Origin of the sequence: Micromonospora sp. NPDC050495 (genome assembly GCF_040655175.1) — a bacterium.
Classification (GTDB): domain Bacteria; phylum Actinomycetota; class Actinomycetes; order Mycobacteriales; family Micromonosporaceae; genus Micromonospora.
In genome coordinates, this window is record NZ_JBFAJK010000002.1 from 348,160 (window position 1) to 371,180 (window position 23,021).

The following is a 23,021-nucleotide window of genomic DNA, read 5'->3' on the forward strand; positions in this document are numbered from 1 at the left end:
TCGTCAGGAGGTGACGTTACCTGGACCACCGACGAGCCCTTCGACCTTCTTCTGGTACGCCGTGGCGGCCTCCTCGGCGCTCTTGCCCGACGCGGCGGCCGCGGTGGCCTCCTGGAGCGCGACCGACACCTGCGGGTACACCGCCAGCGGCGGCCGGTACGCGGTCAGCGGCAGCACCTTCTCGGTGATGTAGCTGAGCATCGGGTCGCCGGCGAGGACCTCCTTGTTGACGTCCTGCCGCGCGGTGATCCGCGCCTCGCCGGCCAGTTCGGCCTTGACCGCCTCGGCCGAGTGCATGAACGACAGCAGTTCCCAGGCCTGGGACGGGAACTTGGAGTTCGGGTTGAGCGTGCGGACGCCGCCGCCGGACATGCTGACGAAGTCCTGCCCGCGGAGCCCGGCGCCGGGCTGCTTCGCCGGGATCATCGCGTACCCGACGGTGGTGTCCCGGTCGGCCATCTTGGCGATGCCGTCCTTCGGGTTGATGACGCTGCGCCAGAAGTAGTCGCCCTCGGCGAGGATGCCGATCTTGCCGGCGGCGAACTCGGCGAAGGACTTGTCCCGCCCCTTCGCCTCCTGTTGCAGCTTCGGGTCGCCCAGCCCGCCGCCGTACACCTTGGTGTAGAAGTCGAGCACGTCCTTGACCGGCTGGGTGGCGCCGGCCCACTTGCCGTCCTTGTAGATCTCGCCGCCGGCGCCGGCCAGCAGCGGCAGCGCGCCCTGCATCGCGGTGGCCTCGCCCATCGCGGTGCCGGCGTTGATCTGGATCGGGGTCACCCCGGGCAGCGTCTTGAGCTTGGCGCCGGCGTCGAGGATCTCCTGCCAGCTCTTCGGCTGCCAGTCGGCGGGCAGGCCGGCCTGGGCGAAGAGTTTCTTGTTGTAGTAGAGGACCCGGCCGTCGGTGCCGAGCGGGATGGCGTAGCGCTTGTCCTCGAACGAGCCGAGCCCCTGGACGCTGTCCGGGATCTGCGACCAGCCCTCCCAGGAGTCGACCTGGTCGCCGGCCACCTCGGCCAGCGGCTTGAGGTAGCCGGCCTGGGCGAACTCGCCGATCCAGATGCCGTCCACGGCGATGACGTCGGCGCCGCCCTTGGACCGCAGGTCCAGGGCCAGCTTGGTCTTGTACTGCTCGTCGTCGACGCCGCTGGGCACGAAGGTCACCTTGGCGGTGACGCCCTTGGCCTTCTGCGCCTCGACGAACTTGGGGATGACCCACTTCTCGATCCACTCGGCGCCGGCGGAGTTCTTTCCGCCCGCGATGGAGTTGGCCGCGATGGTCAGGGTGATGTTCTTGGCGTCCTTGCCGGCGGGCTCGTCGGACCCGCCGCAGGCGGTGCCGGTGAGGGCGACTGCGGTGAGCGCGGCGAGCACGCCCGCGGCACGTCTCGGCTTGGCTGACATGGGCTGTTTCCCTTCGCAAGGAGTGACTCCGAAGAGACTCGCGAGGTCGCCCCGCCGGCCGCACGTCCGCTGCCGGCGGTGCTTGCGGCCACAATGTCATGACAGCCTGACGACGTAAATACCTGTCACTGAAATGAGCGCGAAACATCCACCGGTCACCGCTCGGCGACGGTGATCTCCAGGGAGTAGCGGCTGGCCCGGTAGATGTGCGCGCCGTGCTCGACGTAGCGGCCCTGGTCGTCGTACGCGGTGCGGGTCATGGTGAGCAGCGGCGCGCCGCGCCGCTCGGCCAGCATCTGCGCCTCCGCGGCGGTCGCCGCCCGCGCGCCGATCCGCTGGTGGGCGCCCCGGATCCGGCGGCCGCCGGCACGCAGGATCGCGTAGAGGCCGTCGGCCTGCAACGCCTCCATGGTGAGCCGCGGCCGGTCCAGCGGGAGCCAGTTCTCCATCACCGCGAGCGGCTCCCCGTCCGAGAAGCGCAGCCGGCGCAGGTGCTGCACCTCGCCGCCCGGCGGCAGGCCGAGCGCCGCCGCGACGGCCGGCGGGCAGGCCACGGTGGCCAGTTCCAGCACCGAGGTGGACGGTTGCTGGCCGGCCCGGACCAGGTCGTCGTGGAGGCTGGTCAGCTCGACGGCCCGGCGGACCTCGCCCCGCACCACCTGGGTGCCGACCCCGCGCCGGCGTACGATCAGTCCCTTGTCGACCAGGTGCTGGATGGCCTGGCGCACGGTGGGTCGGGACAGCCCCAGCCGGTCGGCCAGCTGCAGTTCGCTGTCCAGCCGGTCGCCGGGGGCCAGCTCACCGCGCTGGATCGCCGCGGCGAACTGCTCGGCGACCTGGAAGTAGAGCGGGATCGGGCTGCTGCGGTCGACCGCGATCTCGGGGCCGGTCACGGGTGCCTCCTCGCTTCGGCTGTGCGGGGATCGGGCGCGTTGATGGGCGCCACTGTACCGAAGCGATCACCCTGAGCAGAGGGAGGATGTCATGACAACACATTGACACAACTCGCAGGGCACTGTTACCAATCAGGGACGGGATCGAGCCGGCGGGCAGGCCGACGCCGGCCGGGACGGAGGGCGCCGCATGCTCGATGTGCTCACCATCGGCCGGGTCGGGGTGGACATCTACCCGTTGCAGATCGCCACGCCACTGGCCGAGGTCGAGACGTTCGGCCGGTTCCTCGGCGGCAGCGCCACCAACGTGGCGGTCGCGGCCAGCCGGCAGGGGCTGCGGGCCGGGGTGATCACCCGCACCGGCGCGGACGCGTTCGCCGACTACGTGCACCGGGCGCTGCGCGAGTTCGGGGTGGACGACAGCCAGGTCCGCCCGGTCGACGGGCTGCCCACCCCGGTGACCTTCTGCGAGATCTTCCCGCCGGACCACTTCCCGCTCTGGTTCTACCGCACCCCCACCGCCCCGGACCTGCAGATCCGCCCCGACGAGCTGGACCTCGACGCGATCACCGGCGCCGGCGTCTTCTGGCTCACCGGCACCGGCCTGTGCCAGCAGCCCAGCCGGGCCGCGCACGCCGCCGCGCTCGCCGCCCGCCGCGGCCGCCCGCACACCGTGCTGGACCTGGACTACCGGCCGATGTTCTGGCCCGACCCGGCCACCGCGCGCGCCGCCGTCGCGGAGGCGCTGCCGTACGTCACCGTCGCCGTCGGCAACCTCGACGAGGTGGAGGTCGCGGTCGGCACCCGCGACCCGGACCGGGCCGCCGAGCTGCTGCTCGACCGCGGGCCCCGGCTCGCCGTGGTCAAGCTCGGCCCGGCCGGGGTGCTCGCCCGCACCGCCGAGCAGAGCGTCCGGGTGCCGCCGGTGCCGGTGGACGTGGTCAACGGGCTCGGCGCCGGCGACGCGTTCGGCGGGGCGCTCTGCCTCGGGCTGCTGCGCGGCTGGCCGCTGGCGCGGACGCTGCGCTTCGCCAACGCCGCCGGCGCGATCGTCGCCTCCCGCCTGGCCTGCTCCGCCGCCATGCCCGACTACGCCGAGACCGCCGCGCTGGCCGGGGACGCCGCGCCGGGACCGGCGCCGTCGACCGCCGTCCTGACAGGAGAAGACCGGTGAGCACCGAGTACGACGCGCTGACCCGCACCCGGGCACACCGGCCGCAGGCGATCGCCGAAGCCGCCGCCCGCCGTACCCGCCGACCCTGGCCCGAGCCGGGCCGGCCGCTGTTCGTCATCGCCGCCGACCACCCGGCCCGCGGCGCCCTCGGGGTGCGGGACCGGCCGATGGCCATGGCCGGCCGGGTGGACCTGCTCGACCGGCTGCGGGTGGCGCTGTCCCGGCCGGGCGTCGACGGGGTGCTCGGCACCCCGGACATCCTGGAGGACCTGCTGTTGCTCGGGGCGCTGGAGAACCGGCTGGCGATCGGCTCGATGAACCGGGGCGGCCTCTCCGGCGCCACCTTCGAACTCGACGACCGGTTCACCGCGTACGACGCCGACAGCATCGCCGCGATGCGCTACGACGGCGGCAAGATGCTCTGCCGGATCGATCCCGACGACCCGGCCACCGCCGCCACCCTGCAGGCCTGCGCCCAGGCGGTCACCGCCCTGGCCGCGCACCGCACCGTGGCCCTGGTCGAGCCGCTCTGGGTGACCCGCCAGGACGGCCGGGTCAGCGCCGACCTGCGCCCGGAGGCGGTGATCCGGGGCGTCAGCGTCGGGCAGGCGCTCGGCGCCACCAGCGCGTACACCTGGCTGAAGCTGCCGGCCGTCGACGAGATGGAACGGGTGATGGCGGCGACCACGCTGCCGGTGCTGCTGCTCGGCGGCGACCCGGTGGAGGCGCCGGAGGTGGTGTACGCGCGCTGGGCGCGGGCGCTGCGGCTGCCCGGCGTACGCGGCCTGGTGGTCGGCCGGGCGCTGCTCTACCCGCCCGACGACGACGTCGCCGCCGCGGTGGACCTGGCCGGCTCGCTGCTGCCCACCGGGCAGGACGCGTGAGGACCGCGGACGCCCACCTGCGCTGGGGCGACGCCGTCCGCGCGCCGTGGGCGCTGGAACTCACCCCCGAACGGGCCGGCTGGACCTACGCCGGGCTGCGGGTGCTCACCCTGCCCGCCGGCGGCGAGGTCAGCTTCGCCACCGGCGACGAGGAGATGCTGCTCCTGCCGCTGGCCGGCGCCGCCACCGTGCACTGCGACGGGCTGCGGCTCGCGCTGACCGGGCGGGACTCGGTGTTCGCCTCGGTCACCGACTTCGCCTACCTGCCCCGCGACGCCGACGTGACGATCCGCGGCACCGGGCGGTTCGCGCTGCCGTCGGCCCAGGCCACCCGCCGGCTGTCGCCCCGCTACGGCGCGGCCCGGGACGTACCGGTGGAGCTGCGCGGCGCCGGCGCGGCCAGCCGGCAGGTCAACAACTTCTGCGCGCCGGAGGCCTTCGACTGCGACCGGCTGGTCGCCGTGGAGGTGCTCACCCCCGGCGGCAACTGGTCGTCGTACCCGCCGCACAAGCACGAGCAGGACCGGACGTACGGCGACGGGCGGGTGGAGGCCGCCCTGGAGGAGGTCTACTACTTCGAGGTGGCCGGCGGCGAACCCGGCGCGGGCCCGGTCGGCTACCAGCGGGTGTACGGCACCGCGGACCGCCCGATCGACGTGCTGGCCGAGGTGTGCACCGGCGACGTGGTGCTGGTCCCGTACGGCTACCACGGGCCGTCGATGGCCGCCCCCGGCTACGACCTCTACTACCTCAACGTGCTGGCCGGGCCCGGCGCGAACCGAACCATGGCGTGTGTGGACGATCCCCGGCACGGCTGGATCCGGGGCAGCTGGGCCGGCCAGCCGGTCGACCCGCGGCTGCCGCTGGTCCGGCCCGGAACGAAAGAGGCGTGATGCCCAGGTTGACGGTGGCGCAGGCGGTGGTGGCGTTCCTGGCCCGGCAGTTCTCCGAGCGGGACGGGCGGCGGCGCCGGCTCGTCCCGGCCTGCTTCGGCATCTTCGGGCACGGCAACGTCGCCGGGCTCGGCGAGGCCCTGGCCAGCGCCGGGGCCGACCTGCCGTACCACCTCTGCCGCACCGAGCAGGGCATGGTGCACACGGCCGCGGCGTACGCCCGGATGACCGACCGGCTCAGCACCCTGGCCTGCACCACCTCGATCGGCCCCGGCGCGACCAACCTGGTCACCGGCGCCGCGGGCGCCACCATCAACCGGCTGCCGGTGCTGCTGCTGCCCGGCGACATCTTCGCCACCCGGGTCGCCAACCCGGTGCTGCAGGAGCTGGAGGACCCGCGCTCCTACGACATCAGCGTGACCGACGCGCTGCGGCCGGTCTCCCGCTACTGGGACCGGATCAACCGGCCCGAGCAGTTGCCGGCGGCGCTGCTGGCCGCCATGCGGGTGCTCACCGACCCGGTGGAGACCGGCGCGGTCACCCTGGCCCTGCCGCAGGACGTGCAGGCCGAGGCGTACGACTGGCCCGACGAGCTGTTCGCCGAACGGGTCTGGCACGTGCCGCGCCCCCGGGCCGACGCCGCGGCGCTGGACCGGGCGGCCGGGATCGTGCGGGCGGCCCGCCGGCCGCTGGTGGTGGCCGGCGGCGGGGTGATCTACAGCGGGGCCACCGGAGCGCTGCGCCGCTTCGCCGAGGAGCACGGGGTGCCGGTGGCGGAGACCCAGGCGGGCACCGGCGCGCTGCCGTACGGCCATCCGCTGGCCCTCGGCGCGCTCGGCGTCACCGGCACCAGCGCGGCCAACGAGATCGCGGCCGGCGCGGACGTGGTGCTCGGGGTGGGCACCCGCTACAGCGACTTCACCACCGCCTCCGGCACGCTCTTCGGCGACGGGACGCGCTTCGTCAACCTCAACGTCACCGGCTTCGACGCGGCGAAGCTCGCCGGCACGCAGGTCGTCGGCGACGCCCGGGAGAGCCTGGCCGCCCTCGACGCGGCCTGCGCCGGCTGGGCCACCGAGCCGGCGTACCGGGAGTCGGTGACCCGGTCGCGGGAGCGCTGGACGGCCGTGGCGGACGCCGCCCGGCGCGCCGACCCGGACGCGCGGCCCACCCAGACCGCGGTGATCGGCGCGGTGAACGACGCCGCCGGCCCGCGCGGCGTGGTGGTGTGCGCGGCCGGGTCGATGCCCGGCGACCTGCACCGGCTGTGGCGCAGCGCCGACCCGAAGAGCTACCACGTCGAGTACGGCTACTCCTGCATGGGCTACGAGATCGCCGGCGGGATCGGGGTGAAGCTCGCCGCGCCGGACCGCGAGGTGTTCGTGCTGGTCGGCGACGGGTCGTACCTGATGCTGCCCAGCGAGCTGGCCACCGCGGTCGCCGACGGCGTGAAGCTGGTCGTGGTGCTGGTCGACAACTCCGGCTTCGCCTCGATCGGCCGGCTCTCGGAGAGCGTCGGCGCGCAGCGGCTCGGCACCGCCTACGCCGACCCGGCCGGCGCCCCGCTGCCGATCGACCTCGGCGCCAACGCGGCCAGCCTCGGCGCCGACCTGATCCGGGTGGCCACCATGGCGCAGCTGCGGGCGGCGCTGGCGACGGCGACGGCGGCCACCCGGACCACGGTGGTGCACGTACGGACCGACCGGTTCGAGGCGGGTCCGGATGCCGGCGCCTGGTGGGACGTGCCGGTGGCCGAGGTGTCGACCACGGCCGAGGGACGGGCTGCCCGGGCCGGGTACGAGGCGGGGCGCAAGACCCGGCGCACCCACCTGCGCCCCGGCTGACCGGCCCGCCCCCGGCCACCGATGACCGCCCCGGCCACCGATGACCGCCCCGGCCGGCGGTGCCCGCCCCCGGCGGGCGCGCGGTGCTCCTCGGCTCAGCCGGCAGCGCGGTCAGGGGCTGGTGAGGATGACGAGCTGGCGGGTCGCCCGGGTCATCGCCACGTAACGGTCGACGGCCCCCTCGATGCCGTCGCCGAACGCCGCCGGGTCGACGAGGATCACCAGGTCGAACTCCAGTCCCTTCGCCAGCTCCGGGGTCAGCGACCGGACCCGGGCCGTCGGCCGGAACGCGGGATCGCCGATGACGCAGGCGATGCCCTCGTCGTGCGCGCCGAGCCAGCTGTCGAGGATCGCGGTGAGCTGCCCGACCGAGCCGTGCACCACGGGCAGGCCGCCGCTGCGGATGGAGGTCGGCACGTTGGCGTCCGGGAGCACGGCCCGGATGACCGGCTCGGCTTCCGTCATGACCTCTTCCGGCGTCCGGTAGTTGATGCGCAGCGGGGCCACGGTGATCCGGTCGAGCCCGATCCGGCCGAGCCGCTCCGGCCAGGACTCGGCGAAGCCGTGCCGGGCCTGGGCGCGGTCCCCGACGATGGTGAAGCTCCGGGACGGGCAGCGCAGCAGCAGCATCTGCCACTCCGCGTCGGTCAGTTCCTGCGCCTCGTCCACGACGATGTGCGCGAACGGGCCGGCGAGCTGGTCCGGCTCGGCGGTGGCCAGCCCCGCCTCGTCCACCAGGGCGTCCTGGAGGTCCAGCTGGCGCAGGCTGGACAGCACCCCCTCACCGTCGTCGTAGGTGTGTGCCTCGATCAGCTCGTCGACGACCGCGGCCATCCGCTCGCGCTCGGTGGCCAGCGCGGTCTCGTGCCGGTGGTTGCGCCGCGCCGCCTCCGGATCACCGAGCCGCTGCCGTGCCGCGTCCAGCAGCGGCAGGTCGGACCCGGTCCAGGCCCGGGGGTTCGTGCGCTGCAACCGCCGGACCTCGTCCGGGCTGAGCCAGGGCGCGCAGCGGCGTAGGTACGCCGGCACCGACCAGAGGTCACCGACGAGTTCGGCCGGGTCGAGCAGCGGCCAGGCGCGGTTGACGGCCGCCCGCAGCTCCCGATTGCGCAGCAGCGATCCGCGGACCTGATCCTCCGGCTCGTCGCCGTCGTACCGGGCCAGCAGGATGGTGAGCAGCTCGGCCCAGATCTCGTCCCGCGCCTCGTTGTGCGGGGTGCCCGGCCCCGGCGCCGCGAACGCCTCGGCCCAGTCGTCGGCGCTCAGCCAGACGTCGGCCTCGCCGGCGCTGACCGTCATCCCCGTGGCCGGCGGCTCCTCGTAGAACCGGACGGCCGCCTCGACCGCCCGGACCACCAGGTCCGCGGACGCCTTCAGGCGGGCGACCTCCGGGTCGGTCTCGGCGCTCGCCACGGCGCCCTCGGGAACCAGGTCCCGCAGCGTGCAGGTCTGCACGTCCTCCTCGCCGAGGCTGGGCAGGACGTCGGCCACGTAGGCGAGATAGGGCTCGTGCGGACCGACGAACAGCACCCCGCCCGTGCGGTGGCCGAGGCGCGGGTCGGCGTAGCGCAGGTAGGCGGTGCGGTGCAGGGCGACGACCGTCTTGCCGGTGCCCGGGCCGCCGTCGACCACGAGGGCGCCCCGCGAGCCGGCCCGGATGATCGCGTCCTGGTCGGCCTGGATGGTGGCGAGCACATCCCGCATCCGGGCCGACCGGCTGCCGCCCAGGCTGGCGATGAAGGCGGACTGGTCGTCGAGCGCGGCGTGCCCGTCGAGCCCGTCCGGGGTGAACACCTCGTCCCAGTAGTCGCTGATCCGGCCGTCGGTCCAGCGGTACCGGCGGCGGCTGGCCAGCCCCATCGGATTGGCGTGGGTCGCCCCGAAGTACGGCTCGGCCGCGGGCGAGCGCCAGTCCAGCAGCAGCCGGCGACCCGCGCTGTCGGTGAGGCCGCGGCGGCCGATGTACACCGGCTCGGCGTGCTCCGCGCCGACGATCCGGCCGATGCACAGGTCCAGGCCGAAGCGGCGGAGGCGACGCAGCTCGGCCTCCAGCCGGCGGACCTCCATGTCCCGGTCCGACGCCTGGCGGCCCTTGCCGCCGGGCGCCCGGCGGGCGGCGTCGAGCCGGTCCGACAGGTCGCCGAGCAACTGGTCGAGCCGCGCCGCGATGGCCGCGAAGTGCTGCTCGTCGCCGTCGATCAACGCCGGATCGGCCTTGGCGCGGAGCCGGTCGGGAAGGTGGAAGACACTGCCGCTCAGGGAAGTCAAATCGTCTGTTCCGATCTGTGGTCGCGGGCAACCGGCGCGCGGCGCCGGGTGGGTTGCCGGAGGCGCTGGCCAGGACCGGCGGCGGGGCGCGCGACCACCGGTTCCGCCCGTCCGGGCCTCGGCCAGCGATTCTGCGGCACGACCGGGGTCTTGCCGCAAGCCCCCGGGTGGGGTATACCTTTACAGTGGAGGGGTTCACCCCCTCCTTTTTTCTGCCCGGGCTGTGCTGCCCACCGCCCTGTACTGCCCACCGCCCTGTGCTGCGGCCCGCCGGGCACGCCGTCACCGTTCGCCGGTGCTGGCCCGAACTTTCCGGTCCGAGCCCGTCACGATCGGCCCTCGGCCGGACATGGGGTGAACGTGAGCTCCGGGACTGACCACGAGGACCGCTTCCGACGCGTCTACGCGGCCGACTTCCAGCCCCTGCTGGCGTACGCCCTGCGGCGCGTCGCGCACCCCGAGGACGCGGCCGACGTCGTCGCGGAGACCTTCCTGGTCGCCTGGCGTCGCCGGGAGGACCTGCCGCCCGACGGCGAGGCCCGGCTCTGGCTGTACGGGGTGGCCCGACGCGTGCTCGCCAACCACCATCGCGGCGGGGTACGCCGGCAGCGGTTGGGGGAGCGGCTGCGGCACCGGATCACCGCGGTGATGGCCACCGACCCGGGCAGCGAGGTGCCCGAGCGGCTCGCCGTTCGGGCCGCGCTGGCCCGCCTCGGCGAGCTGGACCGGGAGGTGCTGATGCTCACCGTCTGGGAGGGTCTGGAGCCGCGCGAGGCGGCCGGCGTGCTGCGGGTCAGCCCGGCCGTGGTCCGCACCCGGCTCTCGCGCGCGCGGGCCCGGCTGCGCGAACTCGTCGGTGACGACCTCGGCCCACCCGGACATGTACCCGATGTCCTGGCCGCACCCGCCCCGAAGGAGGGCAGATGACCGAGGAGCACCTCGACCGGATGGTGCGAGACGCCGACCCCTACCGACCCGATCTCCTCGGGCACCTCGACGGGGCCGAGCAGACCCTCCTGGAGGAGATCATGTCCGAGCCGACGCCCGCTGCGGTCGCCGAACCGCCGCAACCGCGCCCCCGGCCCCGCCGTGCCACGGTTCGCCGCCTGGCCGGCGTGTTCGCCGCGGCGGCGGTGCTCACCGGCGCCCTCGTCCTGCCCGGCCTGCTGCGCGCCGACCCGGACGGCGACCGGACCGGGGCGCCCGCCGCGGGGGCTCAGGATCCGGACGGCGACCCGTCCGCGCCCGCGGCCGGCGCCCCGGTCCGCTACTCGCCGGTGGCCCTGAAGGCCGCCGAGGAGAACCCGCGGCTGCTGATCGACCAGCCCGGGTGGCGGGCGACCACCGTCTACGGGTTCGCCGAGCAGCAGGGCACCATCGCGTTCCGCAACGGCGACCGGGAACTGGAGATGAACTGGTACCCGGCCGAGCATTACGACACCTTCCGCGCCGACCGGCTCGACGTCAGCGATCCGGAGCCGGTGACGGTCGACGGTTGGCCGGGCGACCTGTTCACCTACCAGGCCGACGACTTCGCGGTCATGCTCCGCCCCCGCGACGGCGTCTTCGTCGAACTGCGCGCCGGGGTGGGCCGGCGGGCCGATTTCGACCGGGTGCTGGCCCGCGTCGTCCGCGTCGACGTCCGCACCTGGCTGGCCGCGCTGCCGCCGGAGATCGTCACGCCGGACCGGGTCGACGCCCGGGCGGCCGCGGTCCTCGCCGACGTGCCGCTCCCGCCGAACTTCGACCAGGCCGCGCTGGCCAGCCTGGGCACCAACGACGCCTACCAGTTCGGCGCCGGGGTGACCTCGAAGGTGGGCTGCGGCTGGATCGCGGAGTGGCTGCGCGCCGACCGGGCCGGTGACGACGCCGCCCGCCGGCGGGCCGGTGAGGCGCTGCGCAGCAGCCACAACTGGCGGGTGCTGCACGAGATGAAGGACGAGGGCGACTGGCCGGAGGTGTTCTGGGAGATCGCCGACAAGGTCGCCGCCGGTGAGGTGCCGGCCGGGTACGCCCAAGGGCTGGGCTGCCACTGACGGCGGCCGTTCCCCGCGCCGGCCGGTCCCGGCCGGCGCGGCACGACCGGCGGGCTCAGCCGGCCGGCGGCCGGGCGGTGTCGACCGCCCGGCCCATCCGGGTGACCGCCTCGGTGAGGATCTCCGGTGAGGTGGCGAAGTTGAGGCGTACGCAGCCCGCCCCGCCGGTGCCGAAGACGTGCCCGGAGCTGAGCGCCACCCGGGCCCGGTCGAGGAACATCTTCGCCGGCCCGGCGAGGTCGCTGGCGATGCCGGGCTCGCCGTCCGGCGCCTCGGTGGCGACGCCGAGCGCCGTGCAGTCCAGCCAGGCCAGGTAGGTGCCCTCGGGGCGGTGGTACCGGACCGCCGGCAGGTGCTCGGCCAGCAACGACGCCAGCAGCGCGCGATTGCCGTCGAGGCCGGCGAGCAGCCCGTCGAGCCACTCCCCACCGTCGCGGAACGCGGCCGTGTGCGCGATCACTCCCAGGTGGCTGGGCCCGTGACCGACCTCCTCGGGCATCCGGGCGAGGTCGGCGGCGGCCCGCGGGCCGGCGATCGCCAGCGCCGCCTTGAGGCCGGCGAGGTTCCACGCCTTCGAGGCGGAGGTCAGGGCGAACGCGTCCTCGGCGCCGGCCACCGTCAGGTACGGGGTGAACCGCGCCCCGGCAAGCACCACGGGGGCGTGGATCTCGTCGGAGATCACCCGTACGCCGTGCCGGGCGGCCAACTCGGCGACGGCCTCGAGTTCGTCCCGGCGGTGCACGACGCCGGTCGGGTTGTGCGGGTTGCAGAGCAGGAACACCGGCCGGCGGCCGGCGGCGCGGGCCCGGCGGAAGGCCTCGTCCAGGGCGGCCGGCTCGATCCGCAGGTCCGGCCCGAGCGGGGCTTCGATCACCCGCCGGCCGGCGTGGCTGACGAAGGCGTAGAACGGCGGGTACACGGGGGAGCAGACCACCACGGCGTCGCCCGGGTCGGTCACCAGCCGCAACACCTCGACGATGCCGATCATGACGTCGGGCACCACGGTGGTGTGCGCGACCCGGAGATCGGGCCAGTCCCAGCGCCGGGCGGCGAACTCGGCGAGCGCCTCGGCGTAGCCGGTGCCGTGCGGGTAACCGGTGTCGCCGAGGTCGATCGCGCGGCGCAGCGCGTCGGCCACCGCGGGAGCCAGCGGCGCGTCCTGCTCGGCCACCCAGAGCGGCAGCACGTCGGGCGGGTGCAGGCGCCACTTCACGCTGGAGCGCTGCCGCAGGTCGGCCAGCGTGAGCAGGGTGAGCGGATTCCGGGCCACGGCGTGAGCGGGACCTGCCATGCCGCCCACCCTAGGCCGCACCGCCGGCCCGGTCCGCACCGGTGTCACGCCGCGAGCCGTGCGTCACCGGAAGCGGCACGCCGGGGCCGCGCCGGCCAACCGGCGGCGGCGAGACCGGCGGCGGTGAGCGCGACGCCGGCAGCCGCGGCGTACGCCGGCAGGCCGGCCGGGATGCCCAGGTAGACGGTGATGCCGAGGATGCGGGACAGCCCCCAGGGCAGCAGCGCCAACTGGTCGTTCCAGACCGTCAGCGCCCGCTCCAGGCCGACCAGCGCGACCAGGCCGGCGAGCACGCCGAGCGGGACACCCGCCGCGGTCACGGTCAGCCCGACGGCCCGGCGACGGAGCAGCCCGTACCGGTCGCGCAGCACCACGGCGGTGGCCACGAAGAGCCAGCAGAACGCCGCGAACGCGACGGTGACGTAGCCGGCGCGCAGGGTCGGCGCGGTCCAGAAGGCGAACCAGTAGCCGCCCGGCCCGCGTGGGGCCAGCGCCGCCAGCAGCAGCACGCTGCGCAGCAGCGCGACGCCGCCGACCACCGCCCACAGGTGGAACGGGTCGCGCCGCCCGACGACCAGGCGCACCACCACGGCGAACAGCGCCCACCCGCCGAGGGTGACCAGCAGGTGCGCGGGGGCGGCGCACCAGGTGAAGACGAGCCGGCTGGCCACCAGCACCGCCGCCGGAACCAGCCAGACCAGCACCCGGTCGGCCCGGGACGCGGGCGCGGGCAGCGCGGCGACCCGCCACGGCCGGAGCGCGCCGCGCAACAGCGCCCGCGCCGCGGCGCCGCCGGGCCCGCGCCCGCGCAGGCCGAGCAGCGCCACCAGCAGCAGCAGCCCGAGCAGCGCCCGGGCCGCCCACGCCATCGCCGGGTCCCGGTCCGCGCGCTCCGCGCCCAGGTCGGCCGCGGTGAAGTTGTACGCGGGCAGGTCCAGGTCGGCGCCGTAGCGCTGTCGGTGCGCGTCCCGCGCCGCCCGGTACGCCGTCTCGGCCGACCGCCAGCCCTGGTAGGCGGCCGACGAGCCGGTGTCCAGCCACTGCGCGTGGCGCAGCACCATGCTCCGGTAGGCGCCCAGCGTCTCGAAGAGGTTGACCTGGTAGTCGAGGGTGCTGGTGAACCGCGCGCGCAGCCCGGCGTCCCGCCACGTCGCCGGGTCGGTGGCGGCGACCAGGTCACGCATCCGGCGGGCCAGCGCGACCACCTCCGCGCCCTCGTCGACGGCCGCGTCGAGGCGCTCGCCGGTCACCGCGTAGATGCTGTCCAGCGCGGCGGAGTCGCCGGTCGGGATGTCCCACTCGAAGATCCACATCATCGGCGGTGGTTCCAGCCCGAGCGCCCGCACCGACCGGTCGGCGTACGGCCCGATGTAGAGGCCCGTGCCGACCGCCCGCCGGGACAGCGCCATGGCCTGCCCGATCGCGGCCACGGTCGCCGGGTCGGCGGAGAACGTGCGGTACGCCCAGTCGGCCGTCACCTGCGCCGGGTCGGCGTCCGGGTCCCAGGCCAGCCGGGCGACGGCGTACGTGTTGAGGTCGTAGAGCTGCCAGAAGCCGGTGCGCAGGTAGAGCGACATCGGCCCGGCGCGCAGCGGGCCGCCGTCCTGGGTCCAGTTCCACACCCCCTCGACCCTCGGGTTGGCGGCGAGGAACGTCCGCAACGCCTGGCGGTGCAGGGGGCCGAGGTCGTTGGGGAGCGCGCCGAAGCCCTCGAACTCGCGCCGGGCCTGGAACTCCACGATGCGGCGGTGCGCGCCGGTCAGCAGGGTGGTGTTCAGCGGCAGGTGGCTGTAGAAGTCGCCGAGGGTGTACTTGGTCGACACGATCAGGTGCGGGTCGTCGAACCCGCCCAGCACCCGCGCGTACGACTCCGGGTTGGTGTGCAGGTCGCCGACGGCGCCCACCCCGACGGTCCAGCTCCGGAAGATGACGTCCCGGCCGGCCCGCCCCGCGGTGTCCAGCAGCGCCCGTAGCATCGCGCGCACCGACGCGGCCGTGGTGACCGCGAGCCGCGACGAGTAGTCCCACCCGGCCGCGGCGTACACCGCGCCGCCCTCGCCGACGCGCACCATCAGGCCGTCGACGAACGGCAGGCGCTCGAACAGCTCGGCCAGCCCGGCCTGGTAGACCGCCCAGAGCCGGGGGTCGGCCACGTCGAGGCCGCCGACGGTACGGGTCAGGTACGCCTCCAGCGGCGGGGACACCGCGAGCATGTCGGTGAGCAGGAAGACCTTGACGCCCATCTCCTCGGCGTACCGGAAGACCGGGCCGAACGCCGCGACCATGGCCCGCGCCCGGTCGACGTGCGGGTCGCCGGGCCGGTACACGGCGTGCCCGTCGCCCACCTTCGCGAAGGTGACGTACTCCAGGAAGCCGGGCACGACGACCGCGTTGTAGCCCTGCGCCACCGAGTGGTCGACGAACTGCCGGAACTGCGCGTCGATGCGGGCCACCGCGGCGGCGTCCACCCACGGCGCGCGCGGCAGCAGCGCCGCCCCGACCACATCGGTGTTGAGCTGGTAGTCGTCGCCGGCGGCGAAGGCGGCCGGCGCCGGCTCGCGACCCACCGAACCGGCGTCGGTCAGCCGCAGGCCGAGCCGGGGCGTGACCACCCGGCCCGCGTCGGCGGCGGGCAGCGCCTCGGCGCCGGAGCGGATCCGGTCGGCGAGCCGGTACAGCCCGGCGGCGGTGCCCGCGACGTCGACCCCGTCGACGACCAGGTCCGGCCCGTGCACGCTGAGCCGGTAGGACTCGGGCGCCGCGGCCAGGGTGGCCAGCACACCGGCCCGCAGCGTGGTCACCGCCGCGAGTTCCCCGGCCACCGGGCCCGGGGCGGTACCGGCCACCGGCCCGGCCGGTCGGGTCGGCGCCGGCGCGGCCGGGGTGACGGCCGGGCGGGGCCGGCCGCGGGTGGCCAGCGCGTCGGCGACGGCGGCGGCGGCCTTGACGGTGCGCGGCTCGTCCGGCACCACCAGGGAGGCCAGCGGCGGCGCCGGTGCCGCCGCGCGTCGCGGCGCGGCGGCGAGGTCCTCGCGCGGCACGGCGGCGGGGGTGTGACTCAGCCCGAGCGCGTCGCCGATCCCGCCGGCGACGCCCGCGCCGAGCAGCAGCAGGACGAGCGCGGCGGCGAGCAGCGGGTACGGCTTCCGGCCCGGAGGAACGTGAGTCACGCTCGGAGCGTAGGGCTGCGCCAGCCGGTACCCGGATAACGATTCCACCGCGGACCGCCGAAGCCCCGACGAGCGGCCGGCTCGTCGGGGCTTCGCAGCCGAGGGCGGTCAGGCCCGGCGCAGCCGGGACTCGATGGCCTCGATGATGCGCGGCCGCAGTTCCGCGGCGCGGATGACGGCGTCGACCGAGCCGACCTCGACGGCGCGTCGGATGTTGTGCACCCGGTCGAACTCCGTGGCCACCTCGCCGAGCTTCTCCGCGCGCACCGACGAGCGGAGTTCGTCGAGTTCCGCGGTCAGCGCGGCGCGCTCGGTGCCGGCGGCGGCCGCGGCGCGGGCCTCCAGGTCCCGCACCCGGGGGTCGGCGGCGGTACGCGCGTCGACGTCGCCGGAGAACACCACCGCGGCGGCGGGCGCGCCGCCCAGCACCGAGGCGAACGACCCCTCCAGCGCCAGCACGGTCATCTCCGGGTTCAGCGCCTTGGAGAACACCACGAACGCGCCGCCGTGGTAGCGCGAGATCACGCAGAACACGATCGGCCCGCGGAAGTTCACGATGGCCCGGCCGATCTCCGCGCCGTACTCCAGTTGCAGCTTGCGCATCGACTCGGGCGAGCCGTCGAAGCCCGACAGGTTCGCCAGCACCACCAGCGGCCGGTTCCCGCTGGCCGCGTTGATCGCCCGCGCGGCCTTCTTGGACGAGCGCGGGAAGAGCGTGCCGGCGGTGTAGGTGTCCGGACCGTCGGTGGGCGGGAAGCCCCGCCGGGGCACCGACCGGGACTCGATGCCGAGCAGGCAGACCGGGATGCCGCCCAGGTGCACGTCCTGCACCACCGCGGTCTCCGCGTCGGCCATGCCCGCCCACCGCTCCAGCACCGGGTGGTCCTGATCGGCCAGCGCGCGCATCACGGTCCGGATGTCGAACGGCTTCTTCCGGTCCGGGTTCGCGGTGGCCGAGAAGATCTCGCCGACCGTGGCGAAGTCGCTGCCGGCCACGGCGTGCGGGAAGCCGGAGATGTCCCGGTCGACCGGGTCGGTGGTGCCCGCCCGGCGCGGCGCGTCCTCCCCGGGTGCGACGTAGGTGTGCGCGTAGTGCGCCATCAGCACGTCGCGGGCGGCGGGCAGGTCCGGCGCCCAGTACTGGGCCTGGCCGTTCGGGCCCATCACCCGGTCGTAGCCGCCGATGCCGAAGTTGTCCTCGGCGGACACCCCACCGGAGAAGTCGAGCGACTGCTTGCCGGTGAGCACCATCGCCGAGTCCGGCGTCATCACCAGGATGCCCTTGGTGTGCATGAGCATCGTGGCCTCGGCGTTCCAGTACGGCTGGGCGCCGACGTTGATCCCCGCGACCACGATGTTGATCTCACCGCCGGCCTGGGTGAACTCGACGATCCGCTTGAGCGCCGCGGCCACCCAGTCCATGTTCTCGGTGCCCGACGTCATCGAGATCCGGGCACCGGCGGAGAGGGCGTACCACTCCAGCGGCACCCGCAGCCGCTCGGCCAGGTCCAGCGCCGCGATCACCCGGCGGCACTCCGGCTCGGAGAGCGCGCCCAGCGACTTGGTGGGGTCACCGAGCAGCACCACCCGGGTGACGCCCTGCGGGTGCCGCGGGGTCGGCGTGGTGACCACGCCGGCGACGATGGCCGCGCTGTTGCGCCCCTTGGGCCGGTCGACCGGCACCAGCGCGTGGTGCTCGTCGAGGTCGTGCTCGACGAAGTCGCCGAGCAGCCCGGTCAGCTCGTACGGGTACACCGTGTTGCGGCTGCTCGCCCGGAGCACCTTCAGCCGGTAGTCGTCGAGCGGCTCGACCGGCTCCACCGGCGGTTCCCCGACGGTCAACCGGGCGGCGCCGGTCACGTCGAAGGAGATCCGTACGGCGATCTTGGTCAGCGCGCCGGTGTCCCGGTCGCGCTGCCGGGCGATGAACAGGATCTCCTCCAGTCCGGCCCCGGCGGTCGTCGGGCGTACCCGCCCGGCGATCATCTCCATCTCCTCGCGGGTGAGCTCGCTCGGCGGCCACACGTAGACGACGATCCGGTTGGTGGTGAAGCGCCCCTTCGACGGGCGTTGCGACTGGGCGCGGCGGATCGAGTCCAGGCAGGCGGCGATGGTGTTCTCGGTGGTCGGCAGCGCGACCAGCCGGCCGTCCTGATCGCGCAGCTCGGTCAGGTCGCGCACCTGCGCGAACGCGACGAGGCGCTGGTCGGACGGGTTTTCCCGGGCCACGCACTGGAAGAGATAGACCTCCTCGTCGGCCGACGGCAGCCGGGTCAGGTCGAACTTGTGCAGCCGCTCCAGCTGCATGCGCTCGGCGATGTACGGGTGCAGGCCGCGGATCAGCCGCTCCTCGGCCATGCCGGCCCCGGTCGGGCGGAACGTGAAGTGGTGGTGCATCACCGCGCCGGCCCGGCCGGCGACGGTGGTGGTGACCCGGCGGACCTGGGCCGGCAGCGGGTGCGCGTTGAGCACCTCGAGCAGCGCCGCCACCATCGCGTCGAAGTCCTCCGGCTGGTTCTCCCAGGCCAGGTAGATGTCGGCGTCGATGGTGCCGTCGCCGCCGGCCAGCTCGGCGAGCCCGCGCAGCGCGCCGCCCAGCGCGTCGAAGCGCACCGCCGCGGAGACCACGCTCGATTCGGCGCGCCCGGCGACCACGAAGGTGCAGCCGGCGACGTCGTGGGTGCGGACGCTGGTGAGCGCCTTGTTGCCGTAGTAGCGCCGGGTCAGCACCTCGAGCATGACCGCGTTGTCCAGGTGGTCGCGGACGAGCCGCTGGCCGAGCAGCCGCACCAGCGGCTCGGTGCTGCGTACCATCGCGGCCATCCGCTCGGCGCGGTCGGGCGCGTCCGGGTGGGTGTCGAGGTGGCGCAGGTGCTTGCGGACCTCGGCGTAGACCTGGGCGCGGTTGCGGCGCAGCAGCGGCTGGGCGAACCAGGCGAAGACGATGCCCCGGGCGAGGTCGGCGACCACCGGGAAGCGGACCTGCGTGGCGGCCACCAGCCGCTCCAGCGCGAGGCCGGCGGGCTCGCGCAGCGTCTCGTCCGGCGGCGGCTCGCGCAGCCAGGCGCGCAGCAGCGCCACCACGACCGTGGCGTCGGCGGACGCGCGCTGCTGGGCCAGGAAGATCCGGAACACGGCGGCCTCGAGCGCGGGGGAGCGCTCCAGCTCGGCCACCCCGTAGTGGCCGAGCGCCTTGCCGAGCCGGGCCTGGAACGCGGCCGGCAGCCCGGCCCGCTCCACGTCGAGGCTCTGCAGGTAGGTGTGGAAGTACTCGCGGGCGCTGTGCACGTGGGCGTCGCCGCCGCCGTCCTCGCCGGTGGGCCGGTTGCGGCTCAGCTCGGCGAGGTCGGCGAAGACCTCGACCAGGTCGATCTCCTCGGCGAGCGGCCGGTGACCGTCCTCGGTGGCGGCCCGCCGGGCGGCCAGGTAGTCGTCGAGCACCCGGCGGTCGTCGTGCGGGTCGACGTCGAAGCCGAGCAGCAGGCCGCGCAGGTCCTCCTGGCCGCGCCGGGTGCGCTCGGCCGCCGGTACGTCGCCGGGCGCGGCGGGCAGGTCCAGCTCGACCGTGGCGGCGGACGGGCCGTCCGCGACCTCAGCGCCCTCCTCGGCGACCGGCTCCAGCCGCAGCAGCGGGGCGCCGGCCTCCACCTGGCTGCCCACCGAGACGGCGCACTCCTTCAGCCGCGCCTTGAACGGCGCCCGCAGCACCGTCTCCATCTTCATGGCCTCCAGCACCAGCACCGGCGCGCCCGCCTCGACCTCGGCGCCGATCGCCAGCGGCGTGGCGACCACCAGGGCGGGCATGGGGGACCGGAGGACGCCGCCCTCGTCGCGGCTGACCCGGTGCGTCACGCCGTCCACCTCGACCAGGTGGACGGGGCCGTGGGTGCCGGTGAGCAGCCGGTGCCGGCGGCCGTTGACGGCGATCTGCCCGGTGTGCCGGTCGAACCGGTCGAGTTCGACGTCGGCGGTGTGGACCGCGCCGCCGGCCTCGATGCCGACCCGGAACCGGTGCGCGCCGATCCGTGCCACGCGTATCCGGTAGGTCACGCCGCGCAGCTTGAGGTCCAGTGGCCGGCCGCTCTTGTGCTGCACCTGGGGCCGGCCGCCGGCCGCCGTCGACAGCAGCCGCTGCCGCTCGGCGCGCTCCTCCTCCTCGTACGCCTCGATGGCCGCGGCGGCCAGCGCGACGGCCGAGTGCCGGTGCGCGACCAGCCGGCCCTGGCCCCGGACCCGGTCGATCCAGCCGGTGTCCGCGCTGGCGTCGATCACCTCGGGCTGGTCGAGCAGGTCGAGCACGAAGCTCTTGTTGGTGGCGCCACCCTCGATGATCACCGTGGTGTTCGCCATCGCCCGGCGCAGCCGGCCCAGCGCCTCGTCCCGGTCCCGCCCGTAGGCGATGATCTTGGCGATCATCGAGTCGAAGTCGGCGGGGATGGTGTCGCCCTCGCTGACCCCGGTGTCCACCCGGATGCCCGGCCCCGCGGGCAGGTCCAGCCGGGCGATCCGCCCCGGGGAGGGCGCGAAGTCGCGGTCGGGGTCCTCGGCGTTGAGCCGGGCCTCGATGGCGTGGCCGCGCTCCACCGGCGGCATGCCGTCGAGCCGCCCGCCCCCGGCCACCTGCAGCTGCGCCTTGACCAGGTCGAACCCGGTGGTCAGCTCGGTGATCGGGTGCTCGACCTGGAGCCGGGTGTTGACCTCCAGGAACGCGAAGAGCCGGTCGCCGGGGTGGTAGAGGAACTCGACGGTCGCCGCGCCCCGGTAGCCGACCGCGACGGCCAGCCGCTCGGCCGACGCCTTGAGCTCGGCGGCCTGCGCCGGGCTGAGCACCGGCGACGACGACTCCTCGATGACCTTCTGGTTGCGCCGCTGCACCGAGCAGTCGCGTACGCCGAGCGCCCACGCGGTGCCCTGGCCGTCGGCGATCACCTGGACCTCGACGTGCCGGGCGCCGGTGACCAGGCGCTCCAGGAACACCACGCCGCTGCCGAAGGCCCGCGCCGCCTCCTGGCTGGTGCGCTCGTACGCGTCGGCCAGGTCGGCGGAGTTGGTGACCACCCGGATGCCGCGCCCGCCGCCGCCCGCGGTCGCCTTCAGCATCAGCGGGTAGCCGATCTCGGTGGCCGCCGCCAGGGCGGCGTCCAGGGTCTCGACCGCGCCGCGGCTCCACGGTGCGACCGGTACGCCGACCTCCTCGGCGATCAGCTTCGCGCCGATCTTGTCACCGAGCTTGCGCATGGCGTCCGGGCTCGGCCCGACGAAGGTGACCCCGATCTTCTCGCACAGCTCCGCGAACGCCGGATCCTCGGCGACGAAGCCCCAGCCCACCCACGCGGCGTCGGCGCCGGTCTGCACCAGGGCGCGTTCCAGCACCGTCAGGTCGAGGTACGGCCGGGCGGACGCCGGACCGAGGTCATAGGCGATGTCGGCCTCGCGCACGAACGTCGCGGTGCGGTCGACGTCGGTGTAGAGGGCGACGGTCTCGATCCGGGACCCGGTCTCCGCAGCCAGCTCACGGACCGCGTGGATGAGCCGCATCGCGGCCTCACCCCGGTTGACGATGGCGACACGGCTGAACACCTGACCGACCCCTCCGGTAGAACCATGATGCGACGCGCCGCGGGACGGCGGCCCCCGGCAGTGATCACCCTTCCGCCTGCCGGCGGGCGGCGCCATGTCGTAACCACCGAAGCCTGTGCGGTGCCAGTTGTAGGAACCAAACAAAACTTTTTGGCTGTCACGGCGGCTGCCCGGGACCGGCGCTGCGGTTCCGGGGGAGCGGGTGCGCCGGCCGGCCGGCGGCCCAAGGTGATGGCGCCCAGCGGCGCGGAGGTACCGCCAGCGGCTCAGGGCAGTCCCGCCCGGCCGGGTCAGGGCCGGCTGGCGCGGCGGGGTCAGGGCGGGCCGGTCCGGCGGGTCAGGCGGCCGGGCAGAGGAGGGGGCCCACCACCGGCAGCCGCAGTGGCAGCAGGCAGGCCGCCGTACCGGGATCCGGGGACGGCGCGGGGTCGCTCGGCGCGGGCGCGGTGGCCGGCGGGGGAGTCGTGGCCGGTGCCGGGGCGGTCGGTGCGGTCCGCGCGGGCCGGGGCGAGGCGGCCGCCGGCTGGGCGGCCGGTTCCCGGCTCACCGCCACGGTCCGGCCGGTCCTGATCACCCGGGCGGCGTCGCCCCGCCGGGCCGGCCGCGCGGTGGTCCCGGTCGCCCCGGCGGCGGCACCCCCGCCGGCCGGCCGGGTGGTCCCGGCCGGCCGCGGCGGTACCGTGCCGGCACCCGTGCGGCTGCTGCCGGCCGCGCCCGGAACGGCCAGTGGCGCGGGGCCGCCGCCGGCCGAGTGGTCGGGGGATCCGCTCGTCGCCGACCCGGCGCGGTAGGGGACGGCGGCCGGCGCGCCGAGGGTGCCGGCGGTAAGGCTGCCGATCGCGACGGCGACGGCGACCGCGGCCGCGGCGGCGAGGCGCTCCGGCCGGACCAACGGGCCCGGCGCGTCCTCGGGCGTGACCCGGGCCGGTGCGACCGGCCGGGCGTCGTCGTGGGCCGCCACCAGGGCGTCGAGCTGCGGCGCGAGCACGGCGCGGCGGCCGGTCGCGGTGGCCACGGCGAGGGTCAGGTAGAAGCGGAAGTTCACCGCGGCGCCGGCCGGCACCCGCAACCCCGCCGGCGCCCGGCCGTCGGTGGTGTGCAGGAGCGTGATCGGCGCGGTGGGATGGTGGCCCGGCCCCCGCAGGTCGGCGTGCCACCATTCGCGTCGGGCGGTCGAGCCGGCGAAGGCGACCCGGCGGTTGGTCACCACCGCCATGCCGGTGTCCACCACCCGGAGCCCGGCCGGTAGCGGCCGGCCGGTCCCGTCGACCGGTGCCGTCGCCACCGCGAGAGCCGGCGACGGCAGCCCGGTGAGGTGACGGGCCTGGGCCTCGACGAGGTCCGCGCTGGGCAGGACGCGGTAGACGACCTCGTCGTCGTCGAGGCGTACGGGCAGCCCGGCGCGCGGCTGGGTGCAGCCGAGGAACGCGGCGGCCTCGATCCGCAGCCGGTCCAGCTGGTCGGCGCGGCGCTGCCACGCCTCGGCCGCGATCTCGTACGCCCGTTGCCGGCGCTCGTTCTCGCGGCGCGCCCAGCCGGCCTGCCACCGGGACGGGTCGGTCGTGACCGTGGTCAGCATGGTTGCCC

The 23,021-nt window shown here is 75.3% G+C and carries 13 protein-coding genes; 6 read left to right on the forward strand and 7 right to left on the reverse strand.

What is annotated here, in order from left to right; translation table 11 throughout:
• Positions 1–3 precede the first annotated feature (3 nt).
• Both AB0I11_RS04730 and AB0I11_RS04735 read right to left on the reverse strand, forming a co-directional pair.
• A complete protein-coding gene (locus tag AB0I11_RS04730) occupies positions 4–1,401 on the reverse strand; it encodes an extracellular solute-binding protein (RefSeq protein WP_357313071.1) in 1,398 nt (465 codons plus the stop codon).
• 155 nt (positions 1,402–1,556) lie between these two features.
• Entirely contained in the window at positions 1,557–2,294 is a 738-nt protein-coding gene (locus tag AB0I11_RS04735) for a GntR family transcriptional regulator (RefSeq protein ID WP_357313076.1), read from the reverse strand.
• Between the two features lie 190 nt (positions 2,295–2,484).
• Here AB0I11_RS04735 and iolC point away from each other — a divergent pair, with 190 nt between their 5' ends.
• Genes iolC through iolD form a run of 4 tightly spaced genes read left to right on the forward strand, consistent with a single transcriptional unit; the run spans position 2,485 to position 7,089 of the window.
• Entirely contained in the window at positions 2,485–3,468 is a 984-nt protein-coding gene (iolC, locus tag AB0I11_RS04740) for a 5-dehydro-2-deoxygluconokinase (protein WP_357313079.1), read from the forward strand.
• Positions 3,465–4,352, forward strand: a complete 888-nt coding sequence (locus tag AB0I11_RS04745) for an aldolase (RefSeq protein WP_357313083.1) — start codon at positions 3,465–3,467, stop codon at positions 4,350–4,352. The genes iolC and AB0I11_RS04745 overlap by 4 nt, the downstream gene beginning before the upstream one ends.
• The gene (gene iolB / locus AB0I11_RS04750; RefSeq protein ID WP_357313096.1) at positions 4,349–5,245 is read left to right on the forward strand and encodes a 5-deoxy-glucuronate isomerase; all 897 of its coding nucleotides are present in this window, start codon (positions 4,349–4,351) and stop codon (positions 5,243–5,245) included. Before AB0I11_RS04745 ends, iolB begins: the two co-directional genes overlap by 4 nt.
• Positions 5,245–7,089, forward strand: coding sequence for a 3D-(3,5/4)-trihydroxycyclohexane-1,2-dione acylhydrolase (decyclizing) (gene iolD / locus AB0I11_RS04755; RefSeq protein WP_357313101.1), 1,845 nt, complete (start codon positions 5,245–5,247; stop codon positions 7,087–7,089). Before iolB ends, iolD begins: the two co-directional genes overlap by 1 nt.
• Positions 7,090–7,200: 111 nt before the next feature.
• Here the strand turns inward: iolD and helR are convergent, their stop codons facing one another.
• Positions 7,201–9,348, reverse strand: a complete 2,148-nt coding sequence (gene helR / locus AB0I11_RS04760) for an RNA polymerase recycling motor ATPase HelR (protein ID WP_357313500.1) — start codon at positions 9,346–9,348, stop codon at positions 7,201–7,203.
• Between the two features lie 369 nt (positions 9,349–9,717).
• On the opposite strand from helR, the gene AB0I11_RS04765 reads away from it, so the two are divergent.
• Complete coding sequence (locus AB0I11_RS04765) at positions 9,718–10,284, forward strand: RNA polymerase sigma factor (RefSeq protein ID WP_357313105.1); 567 nt, start codon at positions 9,718–9,720, stop codon at positions 10,282–10,284.
• Positions 10,281–11,393, forward strand: coding sequence for a hypothetical protein (locus tag AB0I11_RS04770; RefSeq protein ID WP_357313108.1), 1,113 nt, complete (start codon positions 10,281–10,283; stop codon positions 11,391–11,393). Before AB0I11_RS04765 ends, AB0I11_RS04770 begins: the two co-directional genes overlap by 4 nt.
• Positions 11,394–11,448: 55 nt before the next feature.
• On the opposite strand, the gene AB0I11_RS04775 is transcribed toward AB0I11_RS04770, so the two are convergent.
• The 4 genes from AB0I11_RS04775 to AB0I11_RS04790 all read right to left on the reverse strand — a co-directional run bounded on the left by AB0I11_RS04775 (position 11,449) and on the right by AB0I11_RS04790 (position 23,013).
• Positions 11,449–12,684 (reverse strand): MalY/PatB family protein, encoded by a 1,236-nt coding sequence (locus AB0I11_RS04775; protein ID WP_357313111.1) that lies wholly within the window; start codon positions 12,682–12,684, stop codon positions 11,449–11,451.
• Between the two features lie 44 nt (positions 12,685–12,728).
• On the reverse strand, positions 12,729–15,854 hold the full coding sequence (locus AB0I11_RS04780; protein ID WP_357313115.1) for a hypothetical protein: 3,126 nt from the start codon (positions 15,852–15,854) through the stop codon (positions 12,729–12,731).
• 108 nt (positions 15,855–15,962) lie between these two features.
• Positions 15,963–21,434, reverse strand: coding sequence for a carboxyl transferase domain-containing protein (locus tag AB0I11_RS04785; RefSeq protein ID WP_357313119.1), 5,472 nt, complete (start codon positions 21,432–21,434; stop codon positions 15,963–15,965).
• A gap of 337 nt (positions 21,435–21,771) precedes the next feature.
• Positions 21,772–23,013 carry a hypothetical protein gene (locus tag AB0I11_RS04790; protein ID WP_357313123.1) on the reverse strand — a complete coding sequence of 414 codons (1,242 nt, stop codon included), beginning with the start codon at positions 23,011–23,013 and terminating at the stop codon, positions 21,772–21,774.
• Between the last annotated feature and the right edge of the window lie 8 nt (positions 23,014–23,021).

What these genes read in the sequence shown, in the direction of transcription:
- AB0I11_RS04730 (WP_357313071.1), bottom strand. Translation starts at nt 1,401, where the DNA reads ATGTCAGCCAAGCCGAGACGTGCCGCGGGCGTGCTCGCCGCGCTCACC.
- iolC (WP_357313079.1), top strand. Translation starts at nt 2,485, where the DNA reads ATGCTCGATGTGCTCACCATCGGCCGGGTCGGGGTGGACATCTACCCG.
- iolD (WP_357313101.1), top strand. Translation starts at nt 5,245, where the DNA reads ATGCCCAGGTTGACGGTGGCGCAGGCGGTGGTGGCGTTCCTGGCCCGG.
- AB0I11_RS04770 (WP_357313108.1), top strand. Translation starts at nt 10,281, where the DNA reads ATGACCGAGGAGCACCTCGACCGGATGGTGCGAGACGCCGACCCCTAC.
- AB0I11_RS04775 (WP_357313111.1), bottom strand. Translation starts at nt 12,684, where the DNA reads ATGGCAGGTCCCGCTCACGCCGTGGCCCGGAATCCGCTCACCCTGCTC.
- AB0I11_RS04790 (WP_357313123.1), bottom strand. Translation starts at nt 23,013, where the DNA reads ATGCTGACCACGGTCACGACCGACCCGTCCCGGTGGCAGGCCGGCTGG.